The 18114-nt window shown below is 53.9% G+C and carries 17 protein-coding genes; 9 read left to right on the top strand and 8 right to left on the bottom strand.

The window, feature by feature from the left end; genetic code table 11:
* Nucleotides 1-56 precede the first annotated feature (56 nt).
* From MYB54_RS18235 to MYB54_RS18225, 3 genes are all read right to left on the bottom strand, one after another.
* Nucleotides 57-2201, bottom strand: coding sequence for an alpha-galactosidase (locus MYB54_RS18235; protein ID WP_248721171.1), 2145 nt, complete (start codon nt 2199-2201; stop codon nt 57-59).
* Between the two features lie 209 nt (nt 2202-2410).
* A complete protein-coding gene (locus MYB54_RS18230) occupies nt 2411-3415 on the bottom strand; it encodes a LacI family DNA-binding transcriptional regulator (RefSeq protein WP_014914173.1) in 1005 nt (334 codons plus the stop codon).
* 54 nt (nt 3416-3469) lie between these two features.
* The gene (locus MYB54_RS18225) at nt 3470-4078 is read right to left on the bottom strand and encodes an HD domain-containing protein (protein ID WP_014914174.1); all 609 of its coding nucleotides are present in this window, start codon (nt 4076-4078) and stop codon (nt 3470-3472) included.
* 430 nt (nt 4079-4508) lie between these two features.
* Here MYB54_RS18225 and trhA point away from each other — a divergent pair, with 430 nt between their 5' ends.
* Nucleotides 4509-5156, top strand: a complete 648-nt coding sequence (gene trhA, locus MYB54_RS18220) for a PAQR family membrane homeostasis protein TrhA (protein ID WP_010279833.1) — start codon at nt 4509-4511, stop codon at nt 5154-5156.
* A gap of 54 nt (nt 5157-5210) precedes the next feature.
* Here trhA and ygfZ read toward each other — a convergent pair whose 3' ends face one another.
* Nucleotides 5211-6212 carry a tRNA-modifying protein YgfZ gene (gene ygfZ, locus MYB54_RS18215; protein WP_248721170.1) on the bottom strand — a complete coding sequence of 334 codons (1002 nt, stop codon included), beginning with the start codon at nt 6210-6212 and terminating at the stop codon, nt 5211-5213.
* Between the two features lie 235 nt (nt 6213-6447).
* Between ygfZ and sdhE the strand changes: the two genes are divergently transcribed.
* The 3 genes from sdhE to rlmF all read left to right on the top strand — a co-directional run bounded on the left by sdhE (nt 6448) and on the right by rlmF (nt 8112).
* The gene (sdhE, locus tag MYB54_RS18210) at nt 6448-6714 is read left to right on the top strand and encodes an FAD assembly factor SdhE (RefSeq protein WP_005971623.1); all 267 of its coding nucleotides are present in this window, start codon (nt 6448-6450) and stop codon (nt 6712-6714) included.
* 19 nt (nt 6715-6733) lie between these two features.
* Entirely contained in the window at nt 6734-7108 is a 375-nt protein-coding gene (locus MYB54_RS18205) for a protein YgfX (RefSeq protein WP_010301815.1), read from the top strand.
* 68 nt (nt 7109-7176) lie between these two features.
* On the top strand, nt 7177-8112 hold the full coding sequence (gene rlmF / locus MYB54_RS18200) for a 23S rRNA (adenine(1618)-N(6))-methyltransferase RlmF (RefSeq protein ID WP_039470800.1): 936 nt from the start codon (nt 7177-7179) through the stop codon (nt 8110-8112).
* A gap of 65 nt (nt 8113-8177) precedes the next feature.
* Here the strand turns inward: rlmF and MYB54_RS18195 are convergent, their stop codons facing one another.
* The 4 genes from MYB54_RS18195 to MYB54_RS18180 form a co-directional block, all read right to left on the bottom strand.
* Nucleotides 8178-8501 carry a hypothetical protein gene (locus MYB54_RS18195; protein ID WP_205564192.1) on the bottom strand — a complete coding sequence of 108 codons (324 nt, stop codon included), beginning with the start codon at nt 8499-8501 and terminating at the stop codon, nt 8178-8180.
* A 28-nt stretch (nt 8502-8529) separates the two neighbouring features.
* Nucleotides 8530-9048 carry a flavodoxin FldB gene (gene fldB, locus MYB54_RS18190; protein WP_014914178.1) on the bottom strand — a complete coding sequence of 173 codons (519 nt, stop codon included), beginning with the start codon at nt 9046-9048 and terminating at the stop codon, nt 8530-8532.
* A gap of 338 nt (nt 9049-9386) precedes the next feature.
* Entirely contained in the window at nt 9387-9773 is a 387-nt protein-coding gene (locus MYB54_RS18185; RefSeq protein WP_039282122.1) for an acyl-CoA thioesterase, read from the bottom strand.
* Between the two features lie 205 nt (nt 9774-9978).
* On the bottom strand, nt 9979-11307 hold the full coding sequence (locus tag MYB54_RS18180; RefSeq protein WP_039282120.1) for an MFS transporter: 1329 nt from the start codon (nt 11305-11307) through the stop codon (nt 9979-9981).
* A gap of 311 nt (nt 11308-11618) precedes the next feature.
* Between MYB54_RS18180 and xerD the strand changes: the two genes are divergently transcribed.
* The 5 genes from xerD (at nt 11619) to lysS (ending at nt 17986) form a co-directional block, all read left to right on the top strand.
* Nucleotides 11619-12518, top strand: a complete 900-nt coding sequence (gene xerD, locus MYB54_RS18175) for a site-specific tyrosine recombinase XerD (RefSeq protein WP_039510710.1) — start codon at nt 11619-11621, stop codon at nt 12516-12518.
* 137 nt (nt 12519-12655) lie between these two features.
* Nucleotides 12656-13372, top strand: a complete 717-nt coding sequence (dsbC, locus tag MYB54_RS18170; RefSeq protein WP_010279866.1) for a bifunctional protein-disulfide isomerase/oxidoreductase DsbC — start codon at nt 12656-12658, stop codon at nt 13370-13372.
* 6 nt (nt 13373-13378) lie between these two features.
* The gene (gene recJ, locus MYB54_RS18165; RefSeq protein ID WP_248721169.1) at nt 13379-15124 is read left to right on the top strand and encodes a single-stranded-DNA-specific exonuclease RecJ; all 1746 of its coding nucleotides are present in this window, start codon (nt 13379-13381) and stop codon (nt 15122-15124) included.
* 237 nt (nt 15125-15361) lie between these two features.
* A protein-coding gene (prfB, locus tag MYB54_RS18160; RefSeq protein ID WP_100017573.1) for a peptide chain release factor 2 occupies nt 15362-16460 on the top strand; the annotation gives its coding sequence in 2 pieces (ribosomal slippage) (nt 15362-15436 and nt 15438-16460; 1098 coding nt in all).
* Nucleotides 16461-16468: 8 nt separating this feature from the next.
* On the top strand, nt 16469-17986 hold the full coding sequence (gene lysS / locus MYB54_RS18155) for a lysine--tRNA ligase (protein WP_039275538.1): 1518 nt from the start codon (nt 16469-16471) through the stop codon (nt 17984-17986).
* Nucleotides 17987-18114 lie beyond the last annotated feature (128 nt).

Genomic DNA, 18114 nt, shown 5'->3' with positions numbered 1-18114 from the left:
GCGGGACAATGCTGTCCCGCGCGGTCGTGTTGTGTATTGGTAATGCAAAGAAAAGGTTATTTACTGACGGTATCCGGCACCGCGGAAAGCCCGATCAGAATGGCGGTCTCCGGCGTCAGGACGGGGAGGGCAAGACCGGCCTGCATCAGCCAGTCGCCGGAAACCACGATTGGCTGACGTAACCACGGTGGAAGCTCACGCATAGTGCCGCCGCCTTCACGCACCGTTTTGATTTCCGGACCATCCAGCAGCGTGACTTCATAGCGAGTGTCGGGCTGTAGACCGGGGAAGCGGAGCGTACCCGCCAGCGAATAAGCCGGCATGCGTAGCTGAGCTACCTGGAAAACGGCATGCTGCCGATCGTTGCTCACCACACCGGTGACCTGCACCGTATCGTCCGGCATCTCGACCCGCCAGGTGGTGCCGCTGTGCAGCAGCGGGCGCAGCGTTTTATGTAGCTGGATGTAATGGCGATAGCCTTCCAGCTCGTCGTCATCGGCCTTCACCGGATCCAGCTCGATGCCCATATGGCCGAACAGGGCGGTCAGGCCGCGAAAGGCGATGTTATGACGCCGATAGGTAGCGTGGCAGCGAGCATGCCCGATGTGTTGCCCCATGACTTCTGGTGGAAAGAAGTAGCTCATGCCGCGTTGGATAGTCTGGCGCTCCAGCGCGTCGTTGTTATCTGACACCCAGAAGCGCTGGGTACGCTCTAGCACGCCGTAGTCGATGCGGCCGCCGCCGGAGGCGCAGGATTCAAATTCGATATGGGGAAAACGCTGGCGCAGGGTATCGAGCAGACGATAGAACTGTCGGGTTTGCGCATCGGCGGCCAGACGCCCTTCATGGCCGGGTTGTACCAGTTCGCGGTTCATATCCCACTTCACATAATCGACCGGGTGCTCATCCAGTAGCCAGCTCAGCCGCTCCAGCAGATACGCGAAGGCCTCGGGCTGGTTTAAATTCAGCACGTACTGATAGCGGCCTGTTGGCTGTGTGTAGCCGGGCAATTGCAGCACCCAGTCAGGATGGGCGCGGAACAGGTCGGAATCGGGGTTGATCATCTCCGGTTCGACCCAAATGCCGAACTCCATCCCCAGGGCTTTGACATGCTCAATCACCGGCATCAGTCCGTTAGGGTATTTTTCCTCGTCCAGATACCAATCGCCGAGCGCGGCTTGGTCGTGGTGACGCCCACGGAACCAGCCGTCATCGATAATGAAGCGCTCCACGCCGGCGTCGGCGGCCTTGCTCGCCATCTGCATGATGTACTCGGGGGAGTGATCGAAATAGATCCCTTCCCACGTATTGAGGTGTACCGGGCGTGGTTTATCGTCGCTGAATTGGATCAGGGACTGACGTAAGAAGGTGTGATAGCGCTGACTCATGCCGTTTAAACCGGCATCGGAGAAGGCGGCGTAGACCCACGGCGTCGTGAGGGATTCCGACTGCGCCAGCGTGATTTCACCCGGCAGATACAGGGCTTCCGCCTGGACGACGCGACGGCCATCCGTTTTGATATCGGCACGCAGGCGGTGATTGCCGCTCCAGCCTAAATGCACGCCCCATACGGCACCATGCTGTTCGCTGAACGCGGACTCGCCGAGGATAAAGGCGGGGAAATATTCATGGGAGCTTCTTCCCCGACGGCTTTCCTGAATAAAACCGCCGTGCTGCAACGTGAGGCGGTGAGCCTGAAACTCACGCAGCCAGCGGCCGTGGAACGCCATGACGTCGTTCGCCCGTTCCGGGACGGGCAGCGTGACGGCGAGGCGCTGTACTTGCCAGGCATCCGCACGCAGATTCTCTAGCGTGTGGCGCAGTTGCAGGACGTCGGTCTGCGGATCCAGACGCAGTTCGCTGATCAGGCGAAGCCCGGCCTGTGCATCTTCCGCCGTGATGGTGAGCGTATTGTCCTGAACCTCAGCCTGCGTCGTCGTGAAGATCGGCGCAGCGTCATAGCCTGAACGGTGCCCCTCAATACCCGGCGAACCGAACTGACCACGCCCGTATTCCATCGCCAGCGTCAGAGGAAGATCCACATCCAGACGACCATTAGCGACGGGGCGTTGCAGAGAAACGATATCTTCTGGTGAAAAACCGCGCAGCCGTGGCCCCCAGTAAAGAATTTCTGCCGCTGGGGCGCAGCGTACGATGACATCGCACTGTGCGCTGGTTAATTGAACAATATCACGCATCATGAGGAGGATTCCAAATTACGAATAGTGGATCTCAGTGAAAACTTAAACGTTTAAGTCATCAACTTAAACGTTTAAGAAATGTGATGTTGTTAAAATAATCGTTAGAAAATGGAAAAAGGTTGCGATGAGGATGTGAAGATCATCTTGCTGACGGTTGGTGTAGCAAACCAACCGATGACTTTATTAAACGTGGTCGATAACGGAATAGATTAGGCGGGAAAGCTCGTGTTACCGAGGCGTAACGTTGGCTGCCATAACACCTGCAAGTTTTCTACGGCTTCGCCCGCGATCAGCGCCTGCATCATGCTGGCAATCTGTTCGCCAACCTGCTCGCGAGTTGCCTGTTCGATGGCGGTCACGGTGATGTCGGTCAGGCTGTCTTGCGGCAGGCCGTCATACATCACTAATGCGATGGGGTGTGAACCGGAAAGCCGCCCCGCCTGCTGCAATGCCGCAACGGCACCGTCGCCGTGGACGTTGCCATCCATCACCATCGCGGTGGGCGGCTCAGACAGCGCCAGAAGGTCGAGCATGGCCTGATAGCCCGCGCGGCGCGTGGGATTCACACAGCGCAGATAGGCGTCGTGAAACGGCAGGTCGTGGCGTTGCAGGGCATCGCGATAGCCCTGACGACGCTGCATGATAAATGCCTGCGGGTGATCTTCGCTTAACATGGCGATACGGCGATGCCCAAGCGCGATCAGGTGTTCGGTTGCTAACGCCATGCCTGCGCGGTTGTCAAAATCGAACCAGGCGTAAGGGTGAGGGAGCTGGCTGCGCCCCAGCGCCAGAAACGGGACGTTATTATGTTGCAGTAAGGTCAGTCGTGCATCCTGCTCGCATGTATGTGCCACGATCAGCGCATCGATACGGCGGCTGGCGATCAACCGGGCGGCACCCTGACAGGCGTCTTGCTCGTCAGCCAGCAGGAGAAAATCGACCTCATGCTGTGCCAGTTTGCGGCTGATCGCGCCAATCATCTCGAAAAAGATATCGTTACTCAGGGAAGAGGCGTAGGGATAGACCAGCCCGACGGCGTTGCTTTTGCCCATTTTGAGGCGGCGTGCGTGCGTATTGGGGCGATAGCCAATACGCGCCGCTTCTTCCTGAATACGCTGGCGCGTGGCGTCGGAGATATCCCGATGGCCGTTCAGCGCACGACTCACCGCCGCCACGGACAAACCCAGGTTATTTGCGATTGTTTTTAAAGACATCACCCTCTCCTGACGTGCATGCCCGGCGACGGGGCGTCTAGCGAGAAAACCGAATTATAGCAACCAGCCCTTGGCTTTGGCGTCTTCCAGATGTTGCTGGAGGTATTGCCACAGTTCCGGGTTGATCGTGGCGATGAACTCGGCGCGGTCAAGAACCTGTTCCAGACGGATACCGTTTTCTACCCAGCTTTGGCCGCCGTTAGACAGGTTCATCAGCATCGGCATGACGCGGTCAAGCACCAGAGCGAACTGGGCGCTGGGGGTTTCATTCGCTTCGTATTCTTCCCACAGATCGTGGAATTGCTGACGCTGTGGCTCGGGCAGCAGGCCGAAAATACGGGCGGCGGCGGCGACTTCCTGATCGTGAATCGCCAGACGAGCGGAAAGATCGTAAACGAGCACATCGCCTGCATCGATTTCGACGATGTCGTGAATCAGCGCCATTTGGATCACGCGCTGGATATCTACGCCTTCACCGGCATAAGGCGCCAGCGCCATGGCCGCGACGGCAAAGTGCCAGCTGTGTTCGGCAGAATCTTCGTGACGTTCGCTGCCGATAATTTTGTTACGGCGCTGCACGCTTTTTAATTTATCGATTTCTATCAGAAAGCCGAAGACATCGGTCATGGAGCCGAAATTCAGAGTAGATGGGGCAGATGACATGAAAAACTTACCTCTTGCAGTGAACACGATGCAGTAAAAATCATGCAGTGAAACGATATGTAGTGAAAACCAAAACGACATGTAGTGAAAACTACAGGAAGGCGCTGTGAGCGTCAGAACCGGATGACCGTTAATGCGAATAGCCGGTAAAAACGGCAGAGCCCTTCAAAAAATAGGGAGATATCAACGTCGATCATTGTAGGGGATGTCGCCCGAGATTGACATGAATGATTACACGCTAAGTGAGAGAGAAAGCCGAAAGTCAGGTGAGTGTAAATATTTTAGCTTACACGTGTACACTGAAACTATTCTCAGTTAATCTGCTCAAAGGTTAAACACCTGCGTCTGCGTCCCCTGCGTGAAAAGGGGAAAGGCAAGGTGGATAACGTCAGCACACGACGTGTACTGTTGAATACTGCGGAATCGATTGATGTCAAAAAATGAACAAATGCCGGATTACTCTCTGGCAGAGGAAATTGCGAACAGCATAAGCCACGGAATCGGTGTGATTTTCGGGATTGTGGGGTTGGTTTTATTGCTGGTGCAGGCGGTCAACAATGATGCTGGCAGCGTGGCGATTACCAGCTACAGCCTCTATGGCGGCAGCATTATCCTGCTATTTTTGGCATCGACGTTGTATCACGCGATTCCGTCTCAGCGTATTAAGCCGTGGCTGAAGAAATTTGACCACTGCGCCATCTATCTGTTGATTGCCGGAACCTATACGCCGTTTTTGCTGGTAGGGCTGAATTCACCGCTGGCGCACGGCCTGATGGTCGTCATCTGGAGCATGGCGCTGCTGGGCGTGATCTTCAAACTGGCGTTTGCTCACCGTTTTGAAGTGCTGTCGTTAATTACCTATCTGGTGATGGGCTGGCTATCGCTGGTGGTGATTTATCAGATGGTGATGAAGCTGGCGGCGGGGAGCGTGACGCTGCTGGCGGTGGGCGGCGTGGTGTACACGCTGGGAGTGATTTTCTACGCCTGCAAGCGCATTCCCTATAATCACGCGATTTGGCATGGATTTGTTTTAGGCGGCAGCGTTTGCCACTTTCTGGCGATTTATCTTTATATTTAAGCCTGTATAAAGCGCATGAGCCAGTTTGGCTCATGCGCGGTATCACTCGTCGAATTAATCCGTTATCTCATACGGCAGCGGCTGAACCGTGAGCTGGCTTTCGGCATCGTCACGAACGCGCAAAACGTTTTCTGCGGTGAGATCGTTATTTAGCACTGCCTGAACCCACACGTCACCGTTCTGCAATTGGCTGGCTGCCAACACCGTACCGGTACGACGCCAGTTCTCACCGAGCTGCAATTCGAGATCGTCCCCCGCCTGCGGTGCCTTATTCGCCTTACCCGCCAGCCAATAAAGCGCACGCTTGTTGGCCCCGCGATATTTTGCCCGAGCGACCATTTCCTGGCCGGTATAGCACCCTTTGCTGAAACTAATCCCATTTAATGCCTGTAAATTAGTCGCTTGCGGGATGAACTGCGCACTGTTTGCGCTGTCAATGATGGGCTGACCTGCTTCAATATCCAGCGTCAGCCATTGACAGCTGTCATTCAGGCTGACTTTATCGCCGAGCTGTTCAAGCAGCGATGCACTGTGCTCAGGAGACAGTACCAGCAAGAAACGTTCTGCAGGATGGGCGAAATGCAGTAAGGTAGCCCCTTCGTGCTGCACAACAGGGTGTTCAGCATCTGGAAGCTGGCTAAATACAGAGGCCAGCTGTTCGCGGATACCGGCACCCGCCGCGCCCAGCAGAATGGCGTTGTCGTCCGGTGCGATGGTTGTTTTCGAGAAAACGGCGTATTTTTTCAGTTCGTTAAGCTGGGCGTCGCGTAGATTACGGCGTTCAATAAAAGCAAAGCCTTCGCCGTGATGGAACAGACGCAGGTTGCTCCACATTTTTCCTTTTGCGTCGCAGTGGGCGCAAAGGATGTGCCCATCGTCAGGCAGCGCGCCGACATCCGCGGTGACCTGCCCCTGAAGATATTTGACGGTGTCCGGCCCGACCATCGTGACCAGCGCCCAGTCATCCAGAGAGATGAGCGTAGCGGCCAGTTGAGCGGAAGCAAACGGGGGTTGTGATGCAAAAGGGCGTTGATGAGCCGTATGTTGATTAACCATATAGTACAATCCTGCGCTAAGGGCGATACCCGAATGACCTAATGGTAAAAGAGCGCTCAGGGTTTGCAAGTGGTTATTCACGCTGCGTTATTGCAGAGCACATCCTGATGCTGATGAGCGCACTCGGCGCGGCGCACACCAGTAAACTATGTCAAAATGTTACTATTAGTTGATACCCGCTACCGGAATCAGAGTACACTAGCGGCAAGCAGCGATAACAAGGTGGACATGAAATATGGAAATCGATAATAAATCACGCATTCATTGGGCATGCCGCCGTGGTATGCGCGAATTGGATATCGCGATCATGCCGTTTTTTGAGCATGACTATGACACACTTAATGACACTGATAAGCGCACGTTTGTACGCTTGTTACAAAGCGACGATCCCGATTTATTCAACTGGCTGATGAACCACGGTGAACCGGAGGACGGAGAGCTGAAACGCATGATTTCCCTTATTCAGACGCGAAATAAAGATCGTGGCCCAGTGGCGATGTGACCTTCGCGTTTCCTGGCGCATGCAACTGTTATCATTGGTTGTGCATGGCCTATTAGTATTGCTCATTCTGCTGGCACCGTGGCCGGACGGCTATGCGTGGCTATGGCTATGCCTGGTCACGATGGTGATGTTCGGTTTTATCCGTAGCCAACGGAATATTAAATCCCGACAGGGGGAAATCGTTCTGCTCAGCGAAACGACCCTGAACTGGCGGCAGCAGGAATGGCAGATCGTTAAACGACCGTGGCTGCTGAAAAATGGCGTATTACTGTCATTGCAAGCGGTTAACGGTAAAGACAAGCAACAGCTGTGGCTGGCATCGGACAGCATGGGCGACGATGAATGGCGTCACTTGCGTCAAATTCTTTTGCAGCAGAAACACTGGGCAAGATAGCAGCACGTTGGACATGTTTTTATTCGGTCATCGTTTGGCCGTGCTTTGAAATTGATTGGATATAACTGATGACTAAGCCCGCAGTGCAAAAAAATGGTCTGCACCCTCGTAATCGCCACCGCGACCGTTATGATTTTCCCGCGCTCAAACAGAGCTACCCTGCGCTGATCCCGTTTGTAAAGGTGAATGCCTACGGTGATGAGTCCGTGGACTTTGCCAATCCTGAGGCGGTGAAAACGCTGAATCAGGCGCTGTTGCAGCATTTTTATCAGATTGAGCACTGGACGATTCCAGAGGGCTTTCTGTGCCCGCCAATTCCTGGTCGTGCCGATTATATCCATCATCTGGCTGACTTGCTGGCGGAAGATAACCGTTCGGTGGTGCCGCGCGATGCGTCCGTGCTGGATGTCGGCTGTGGTGCCAACTGCATCTATCCGCTGATTGGACATCGCGAGTACGGCTGGCGTTTTACTGGCAGCGAGATCAATCCGCAAGCGATGAAAGCAGCCAATGAGACGATTGAGGCGAACCCCGGCTTGAATCGGTCGATTCGCCTGCGTCGTCAGAAGAACAGCAAAGCGATACTGGCAGGGATTATTCACAAGAACGACACGTTTGATGCCGTCATGTGTAATCCGCCGTTCCATGCGTCTGCGGAGGATGCTCGTCAGGGATCGCAGCGCAAACTGCATAATCTGGGGCTGGATAAGCGCTCACCGCTGAATTTTGGCGGGCAGCAGGATGAGCTGTGGTGTGAAGGTGGCGAGTCCGCTTTTATTGGTCAGATGATCAAAGAAAGCGCGGGTTTCGCCCGTCAGTGCCTGTGGTTTACGTCGCTGGTGTCGCGCAAAGAGAACCTGCCGGAGATTTATCGTGCGCTGGAAGCGGTCGACGTAGAAAAAGTCAGAACGATAGATATGGCGCAAGGCCAGAAGCAAAGCCGTTTTGTCGCGTGGAGTTTCCTTGATACCGCGGCGCGTACCCGCTGGTTACAAAAGCGTTAAGCCACTTCAACGTCTACAAATATCAATATTCGCGGATACCGGTCACAACGGTATCCGCGAACGTGTTACTCGACGGTAATCGTATCCGGTTCCTGTTGGGTCACCTTCAACGACGTGCCCTGAATCGCCATAAACACCGCTTCCCGTCGGGTCAGGTAGCCTGTGACGGGATGGGGTTTAATCGCGCCAGTCAACGTGGTATCGGTGATGATGCCACAGCCTGTTGCGTGCGCGATTTGCTGTGCTGTCTCGTCAAACCTTGAGAAATCGATCGCGTAATACTGCGGCACATCGCATTTCCCGCCCAGATTTCTGGAGTATTCCTTTGTGCCTGTTTGAGCACAACCGGCAAGCAATAATCCTGCGACCGCTATGAGTAACATTTTCATCGTGCTTACCTCTGTTGAGTCGTACTGTTTACAGTAATGACGCCATTTCTTGCAGGATCTGTTCGCACCACTGTTCCAGTCGTTCATCGCTGAGATCGTATTGGTTCACTTCGTCCAGCGCCAGCCCGACAAAGTGTTTGCCGTCGGCAGTCAGCGGTTTCGGGCTGGTGAATTCGTAGCCCTCTATCGGCCAGTATCCAACGAATGTGACACCCAGCGGCAGCAGTTGGTCATGCAGCATGCCCAGCGCATCAAGGAACCATTCGCTATAGCCAAGCTGGTCGCCCATACCGTAGAGCGCGACGACTTTGCCTTTGAGGTTTAGCGTCGCTAGCTGGCCCCAGATGTTCTCCCAGTCTTCCTGAATCTCACCGAAATCCCAAGTGGGGATGCCGAGAATCAACGTACTGTAATCTTCCATACGTTGAGGGTCGACATCCTTAAGGTTGTGCAGATCCACCAGTTCTTCGCCCAGAATGTCGCGAATTTTTTCCGCCGCCATTTCGGTGTAGCAGGTGCTTGAGCCGTAAAACAGACCGATTTTCATACTATCTATAAGTCCATGATTTAATTATTTTCTACAATCAATGCATTGATTCAGTCTCTGTGCAGCGATGCCACTGCCTAAAAGCGGCAAGTCCATAACTCATGTGCAGCAGAAAACAGGTAATGGGTGCCATATTCGATGATATTGAGGTCTTTTACAATCGCTGGTGACACTCGCGGTGCAGAGCGATTGGCTTAAATTGAGGGGGAAGGAAGCGGATTGGGGGATGATTTCAGAGGGAAGAGCGTATCTCATTACAGCATTCAGGATCTCTGCATTAGCACGCCCGCGTCTATATCGAGAGTGCTAACGAAGATAACTCATGACAGCACGAACGCTTACAGTGCTAACGCATTAACTACTGCTTCCGGCATTGATGGGCGACCATTTGTCAGGCAAGTCGCGACAAACGTGGCTTCTGCGTAAGGGACGCCACCAACCTTGATTTGCTGAACGAAATTGACACGATTACGTTTCTCGTTCTTTTCCAACTGACAGGTCACTTCTAATTGATCGCCTTTTTGCAGGCTTTTACGAAAGCGCAGAGTGTACTCCAGTACCATGTAAATCTTTCCCTGCTTGAACTCTTCTTCAATATCAATGCCCAGCGCTTCTTTCATAAAGGCATGTCGCGTCCACTCCATGTAAAACGGGTAGTAGAGGCCGTCGACGACGCCCTGAAAGTCGATATGACTGTCCTCGACTTCATAATGTTTTGAAAACATTTTTGCATCCTAATTTGATTGTTGTACCGAACGGATTTGTTACATCAACAGGCCTGTTGGTATACCTCACTTAATTAGCGTGGTAAATGCGAAAATGTATCAAAGTGATAATAACAAGATGTGATGATTTGGGGTGGTAACGGGTTGGTGCTGGCGTGAAAAAAAGAAAAGTGTAGTGAGGGCCGTAGCCCTCACTGAAGGGATATTATCCCAGAGACTGGTGACGCGTTTCCTTGGTCGCCAGCAGCGCGATCAGCGTCAGCGACGCCATGGCTGCCAGATAAACACCAACGTAGAACAGGCCATAGTTAGCCGTCAACCACGCCGCGATATACGGTGCGACCGATGCACCCAGAATCGACGAAACGTTATATGAGAATGACGCGCCGGTGTAGCGCACTTCCGTCGGGAACAGCTCCGGCAGCAGCGCACCCATCGGGCCGAATGTCAGTCCCATGATGCTCAGACCCAGCACCAGGAAGCCCATTACCAGCGCCTGATTACCTGAACCGAGCATATAAGGGAACAGCATGGCGAAGACGATCATGAGGCAAGTGATAGTAATCATGGTCTTACGGCGGCCAAAAGCATCCGCCAGATAGCCAGCAACCGGCACCATCAGACCAAAGCCGATCACCGCGATCATCAGCATCAACAGGAAACTGTTACGCGAGAAGCCAAGCCCTTTAGGTTCTGGCGCCGTACCGTACGTCATGGAGTACACGGTCATGATGTAGAACAGCGTGTAGGTCGCCAGCATGATGAAGGTGCCGAGAATCGTGACCTTCATATGCTTGCTGAGCAGCGTGCCCAGCGGCATACGTACCTGCTTACCGGCTTTGACCGCTTTGGTAAAGACGGGAGCTTCATGCAGAGAGATACGGACATACAGGCCAACCAGCACCAGCGCGGCAGACGCGACGAACGGCACGCGCCAGCCCCAGGTCATGAACTGCTCTTCCGTCAGTAGCCAGGACAACAGCAGGAAGGTGCCGTTAGCGAAGAAGAAGCCAATCGGCGCGCCAAGCTGGGGGAACGACCCATACAGCGCACGTTTATGGGACGGGGCATTTTCGGTCGCCAGCAGCGCCGCGCCGCCCCATTCACCGCCCAGACCCAGCCCCTGGCCGAAGCGTGCCAGTGCCAGCAGAATCGGGGCAAAAATACCAATGGTTTCGTAGGTCGGTAACAGCCCAATCAGAACGGTTGAAATCCCCATGGTCAGCAGAGAAGCGACCAATGTGACTTTACGTCCGACGCGGTCGCCAAAGTGACCGAAGACTGCCGAGCCAATCGGGCGAGCCACAAAGGCAATCGCAAAGGTTGCCAACGACTGTAGCGTGGCGGCAGTCGGATCGCCCTGTGGGAAGAAAATGTGCGGGAAAATCAGCACCGCGGCAGTGGCATAGATATAAAAATCGAAAAATTCGATAGCGGTGCCAATTAATGACGCAACAATCACTTTATTGCGTGAGTTTACGGGTGGCGCTTCCGCTTCGGCATCGAGAGTGGGAGTGATGGTGGTGGCTTGCATAATGTTTCTTTATTTTAACAACACGAACGGCCATTCTACGCACAGAAAAATCGGCTTTTCAACGTTGATTAAGTAAGGTCAATGCCAGTAGACATGCGGTTTCAAGGAGCCTGTTCCGCTATATTGACGATACATAAAATATAATGTGCCACGGCCTTATTTTTGCCGGAGAATGTTATGGCGATGTTGATGTTCACGGAATATGTGAGATCGCACACAATTCTGTTTGCGAGAGAATGCGGACTTGATGAAGGTGTAAAGTCGCCGCTTCATCGGCATAATATTGCCAATCAGTGAAGAAGGACACAGCGATGCAAGAACACGATCTGGCGCTTATCGAACAGTTTCTCGATGCGCTGTGGCTGGAAAGAAATCTGGCAGAGAATACGCTGGCCTCTTATCGGCTGGATCTGCGAACGCTGGCAGAGTGGCTTGCGCATCATGACAACGATTTGTTGCAGGCACAGTCGCTCGATCTTCAGGCGTTTCTCGCTGACAGAGTTGAGGGGGGCTACAAGGCCACCAGCTCGGCTCGCTTGCTGAGCGCGATGCGCCGCTTCTTTCAGTACCTTTATCGGGAAAAGCGTCGCAGCGACGATCCGAGTGCGGTGCTGTCATCGCCAAAACTGCCGCAGCGTCTACCCAAAGATTTGAGCGAGGCGCAGGTTGATACGTTGCTCAACGCCCCAAGTATTGAACAACCGCTGGAATTACGCGATAAGGCCATGCTTGAGGTATTGTATGCGACGGGGCTGCGTGTTTCCGAGCTGGTCAGTTTGACGATGAGCGATGTCAGCCTGCGGCAGGGCGTGGTACGCGTGCTGGGGAAAGGTAATAAAGAACGGCTGGTGCCGCTGGGTGAAGAAGCGGTGTACTGGATCGAGTATTATCTGGAACATGGTCGTCCGTGGCTGCTGAATGGGCAGACGCTGGATGTGCTGTTTCCCAGCAATCGCGCACGGCAAATGACGCGCCAGACGTTCTGGCACCGCATCAAGCATTATGCGGTGCTGGCGTCCATCGACAGCGAGAAGCTCTCGCCGCACGTCTTGCGTCACGCGTTTGCAACCCATTTATTGAACCACGGCGCGGATTTACGGGTCGTACAGATGCTCTTGGGGCACAGCGATCTTTCCACGACGCAGATTTACACCCATGTTGCGACGGAGCGGCTGAAACAGCTGCATCAGCAGCACCATCCGCGCGCATAGGGATAACATAACCAATCGAGTCACTATCAGAGTAACAGGATGTTATCTGGCTGACGGGACACCCCGTTCACTATCACAGCGCATGGGTACAATGCTATTTTGCTACGGACCATGCTGCGAAAAACAGGATTGATGAAATGAAAAAAGGGTTATTACTGCTTTCTTTGCTGGTGGCGACGGCGACCAATTTTGCGCACGCTGATGATGCCGCGATCAAGCAGACGTTAACGCGTCTGGACATGCAGGGGGCGGAAATCCTGCCTTCGCCGATGGCGGGCATGAAAACCGTCATTACCGATAGCGGCGTGCTGTACATCAGCGAAGACGGCAAGCATTTGCTGCAAGGCCCGCTTTATGACGTGAGCGGTACCATGCCGGTTAACACGACCAATAAGATCCTGATCGGAAAGCTGGATGCGCTACAGGAACAGATGATTGTGTATAAAGCCGCGCAGGAAAAACACGTTATCACCGTGTTCACCGATATCACCTGCGGCTATTGCCACAAACTGCATGAACAGATGAAAGACTACAACGCGCTAGGTATTACCGTGCGCTATCTGGCCTTCCCGCGTCAGGGTATGAAATCGCCGGCAGCAAAAGATATGCAGTCCATCTGGTGCGTGGCCGATCGCAATAAAGCGTTTGATAGCGCGATGAAGGGCGACGCGATCTCGGCAGCAACGTGTAAAACCGATATCGCCGCGCATTACCAACTGGGTATCCAGTTTGGCGTGCAGGGCACCCCTGCCATTGTGCTGCAAGACGGTATGGTCGTACCGGGATATCAAGGGCCAAAAGAAATGCTGGCGATGCTGGAAGCACATAAAGCCTCGAAAAAAACCGGCGGTTGATGCTACGTGGATATGATTACCCAACTCCGCCGGCGTCCGCTGGTGGAGGACATTGATTTACCTGACACCGTTCCGCCTTTGCTGCGCCGCCTTTATGCGCAGCGCGGCGTGAAAGGTGCGCAAGAGCTGGAACGTAGCCTGAGTGGTTTACTCAATTACCGTTTGCTCAGCGGCATTGATAAAGCGATTGACCTGCTGCAACAGGCGCTAGCTGAAAAGCGCTGCATCGTCATCGTTGGTGACTTTGATGCCGATGGTGCCACCAGCACGGCGCTCACCGTATTAGCGCTGCGCAGTATGGGCGGCGTGAACGTGAAATATCTGGTGCCGAACCGTTTTGAAAACGGCTATGGGCTAAGCCCGGAAGTGGTGGCGCAGGCTGCCGCGCTGGGTGCTGAAGTGATTGTGACCGTGGATAACGGGATCTCTTCTCACGCGGGTGTCGAGGATGCGCACCGGCGCGGTATCACGGTGCTGGTCACCGATCACCACCTGCCGGGCGAAATCTTGCCTGACGCCGATGCCATGATTAATCCCAATTTGCCTGACTGCCAGTTTCCCTCCAAGGCGCTGGCTGGCGTAGGTGTCGCGTTTTACCTGATGATGGCCCTGTTCGTGCGCCTGCGTGATAGCAACTGGTTTACGCAACAGGGGCTGACGAAGCCGAATCTCACCGAATTACTGGATCTGGTCGCATTGGGCACGGTGGCTGACGTGGTGCCGCTGGATGCCAATAACCGAATTCTGGTCGCTCAGGGGCTGAATCGCATTCGTGCGGGCGAGTGTCGTCCGGGCATTCGGGCGCTGTTGGAAGTGGCGAACCGCGATGCCAGCCAACTGGTCGCCAGCGATTTAGGCTTTGCGTTAGGCCCACGGCTGAATGCTGCCGGACGGCTGGATGATATGACGGTCGGCGTTGAGCTGTTATTGAGTGACGATATTACTCAGGCGCGCATGCTGGCTAATGATTTAGATGCGTTGAATCAGGATCGTCGGGAGATCGAACAGGGGATGCAGGTTGAAGCGCTGCGCCTGTGCGAATCGCTGGAGCGCACCCGTACTGAGTTGCCTTATGGGCTGGCGATGTACCACCCGGAGTGGCATCAGGGCGTTGTCGGTATTTTGGCGTCGCGTATTAAAGAGCGTTTTCATCGTCCGGTGATTGCCTTTGCACCGGCTGGCGACGGTATGCTGAAAGGGTCAGGGCGTTCCATTTCCGGCCTGCATCTGCGTGATGCGCTGGAGCGGCTGGATACGCTGTATCCCGGCATGATGGATAAGTTTGGCGGACACGCGATGGCGGCAGGATTATCGCTGCATGAAGACCGCTTTGAGGATTTTCGTCAGCGCTTCGGCGAACTGGTCGGTGAATGGCTCGATCCGTCTCAGCTTGAAGGCGTCGTTTGGTCTGATGGCGAACTGATGCTGCCGGAACTGGATCTGCTCTCAACGGCAGAAATGCTGCGCTACGCGGGGCCGTGGGGACAGGCGTTCCCTGAACCGACGTTCGATGGCTGCTTCCGCATTCTGCAACCCCGCCTACTCAAAGAGCGCCATTTGAAAGCGATGTTTGAACCGATCGGTGCAACAGGGCAGGTGCCGCTGCTAGATGGTATCGCGTTCAATATCGATACCACCATCTGGCCAGATCCCAGTATTAAAGAAGTGGAAATGGTGTACCGGCTGGATATTAACGAGTTTCGTGGTAAACGCTCGGTGCAATTGATGATCCAACATCTGTGGCCGCGCTGATACCCGTTATACTTCAAGCTGCTTGTGCGTTGGCTGCCCTTACTCACCCCAGTCACTTACCTGAGTAAGCTCCTGGGGATTCGAGCGGTTGCCGCCTTCACGCAGCCCGAATTATCTAGGGTATAGCGTGAACCGAATACGGCGGGCAGAAAGTCTATAAAATAGGCCTTTTATCCGCTAGAATGGCGGGTTACACCATTCCGTTGTCAACGACTTAACGTAAGAATATAAAAAATCATGTTTGAAATTAATCCGGTAAAAAACCGCATTCAGGATCTGTCTGAACGTAGTGCCGTTCTTAGGGGGTATCTTTGACTATGATGCCAAGAAAGAACGCCTCGAAGAAGTAAACGCCGAGCTGGAACAGCCTGATGTCTGGAATGAGCCTGAACGCGCTCAGGCATTGGGAAAAGAACGTTCCTCGCTGGAAGCTATCGTCGACACCATCGATCAATTGACTCAGGGTCTGGAAGATGTGAACGGCCTGCTTGAGCTCGCGGTGGAAGAAGACGACGAAGAAACGTTCAATGACACCACGGTAGAACTGGACGCGCTGGAAAATAAATTAGGCCAGCTCGAGTTCCGTCGCATGTTCTCCGGCCAGTACGACAGTGCGGATTGCTACCTGGATATTCAGGCGGGTTCTGGCGGTACGGAAGCGCAGGACTGGGCCAGCATGCTGGTGCGTATGTACCTGCGTTGGGCGGAAGCCAAAGGGTTTAAAACCGAAATTATTGAAGAGTCAGACGGTGACGTGGCTGGTACGAAATCCGCCACCATCAAGATCATCGGTGACTATGCGTTTGGCTGGCTGCGTACCGAAACCGGTGTACACCGTCTGGTGCGTAAGAGCCCGTTCGATTCCGGCGGCCGCCGTCACACCTCATTCAGCTCCGCGTTTGTCTACCCGGAAGTTGAGGACGATATCGATATCGAAATCAATCCGGCCGACCTGCGTATTGATGTGTACCGCGCATCCGGTGCGGGTGGTCAGCACGTTAACCGGACAGAGTCCGCGGTGCGTATTACCCACATTCCGACCAACATTGTCACGCAGTGTCAGAATGACCGTTCCCAGCATAAAAACAAAGATCAGGCGATGAAACAGCTGAAAGCGAAGCTGTACGAGTTTGAGATGCAAAAGAAAAATGCTGAGAAACAGGCGATGGAAGACAACAAATCTGATATCGGCTGGGGCAGCCAGATTCGTTCCTATGTTCTGGATGATTCGCGCATCAAAGATTTACGTACCGGAGTGGAAACACGTAACACTCAGGCGGTACTGGATGGCGATCTGGACAAATTTATTGAAGCAAGTTTAAAAGCGGGGTTATAAGAATTCACATGGCTGAATCACAATCACAGGGTGCCGATCAGGCGCAAGATCTGAATAACGAATTAAAAACGCGTCGTGAGAAGCTGGTGGCGCTGCGTGAAACCGGGATCGCATTCCCGAATGATTTCCGCCGTGACAGCACGTCCGATCGTCTGCACGCTGAGTTCGATGCCAAAGAGAACGAAGAGCTGGAAGAACTGGGCGTTGAAGTGACTGTCGCGGGCCGTATGATGACCCGTCGCATCATGGGTAAAGCTTCTTTCGTGACCTTGCAGGACGTCGGTGGCCGTATTCAGCTGTATGTTTCCCGCGACGATCTGGCGGAAGGCATCTATAACGAACAATTCAAGAAGTGGGATCTGGGCGATATTCTGGGCGCGCGCGGCAAGCTGTTCAAAACCAAGACTGGCGAGCTGTCCATCCACTGTACCGAACTGCGTCTGCTGACCAAAGCGCTGCGTCCGCTGCCGGATAAATTCCACGGTCTGGCCGATCAGGAAACGCGTTATCGTCAACGTTATCTGGATCTGATCGCTAACGACGAATCTCGCAATACCTTCCGTATTCGTTCCAAAGTGATGGCGGCGATCCGTAGCTTCATGGTCGATCACGGCTTCATGGAAGTCGAAACGCCGATGATGCAGGTGATCCCCGGCGGTGCGTCTGCCCGTCCGTTTATCACGCACCATAACGCGCTGGACATCGACATGTACCTGCGCATCGCGCCGGAACTGTATCTGAAGCGTCTGGTTGTGGGTGGTTTTGAACGTGTGTTCGAGATCAACCGTAACTTCCGTAACGAAGGCGTTTCCCCGCGTCACAACCCTGAATTCACCATGATGGAACTTTATATGGCGTATGCCGATTATAAAGACCTGATTGTGTTGACGGAGAACCTGTTCCGTACGCTGACGCAGGACGTGCTGGGCTCGACGACGGTGCAATACGGCGACCAGACATTCGACTTCGGTAAGCCGTTCGAGAAGCTGACGATGCGTGAAGCGATCTGCAAATACCGTCCTGAAACCAACGTTGCCGATCTGGACGATCTGGAGAAAGCGACCGCGATCGCCCAGTCTCTGGGGATCAAGATCGAGAAAAGCTGGGGTCTGGGCCGCATCGTGACCGAGATCTTCGAAGAAACGGCAGAAAGCAGCCTGATCCAGCCGACCTTCATCACCGAATATCCGGCTGAAGTGTCACCGCTGGCGCGTCGTAACGATCAGAACCCAGAAATCACCGATCGCTTTGAGTTCTTCATCGGCGGCCGTGAAATTGGTAACGGCTTCTCCGAGCTGAATGACGCCGAAGATCAGGCAGAACGTTTTGCTCAGCAGGTGAACGCTAAAGATGCAGGCGATGACGAAGCGATGTTCTACGACGAAGACTACGTGACTGCACTGGAGCACGGCCTGCCGCCAACAGCGGGTCTGGGTATCGGTATCGACCGTATGGTGATGTTGTTCACTAACAGCCACACCATCCGCGACGTGATCCTGTTCCCGGCAATGCGTCCGCAGAAATAAGACACAGGACGTAAAAAATAACTCTGACGTTGTCGTCATACTTTATTGAACCGGTGCAATTGCACCGGTTTTTTTATTATTGGCAAAGGTCGTCGAGCGGTAATAACGGATAGATCGTAAAGACGCTG

The sequence above is a fragment of the Pectobacterium nicotianae genome, from assembly GCF_023272715.1.
Classification (GTDB): Bacteria; Pseudomonadota; Gammaproteobacteria; order Enterobacterales; family Enterobacteriaceae; genus Pectobacterium; species Pectobacterium brasiliense.
This window is presented reverse-complemented; position numbering and strand designations above follow the sequence as displayed.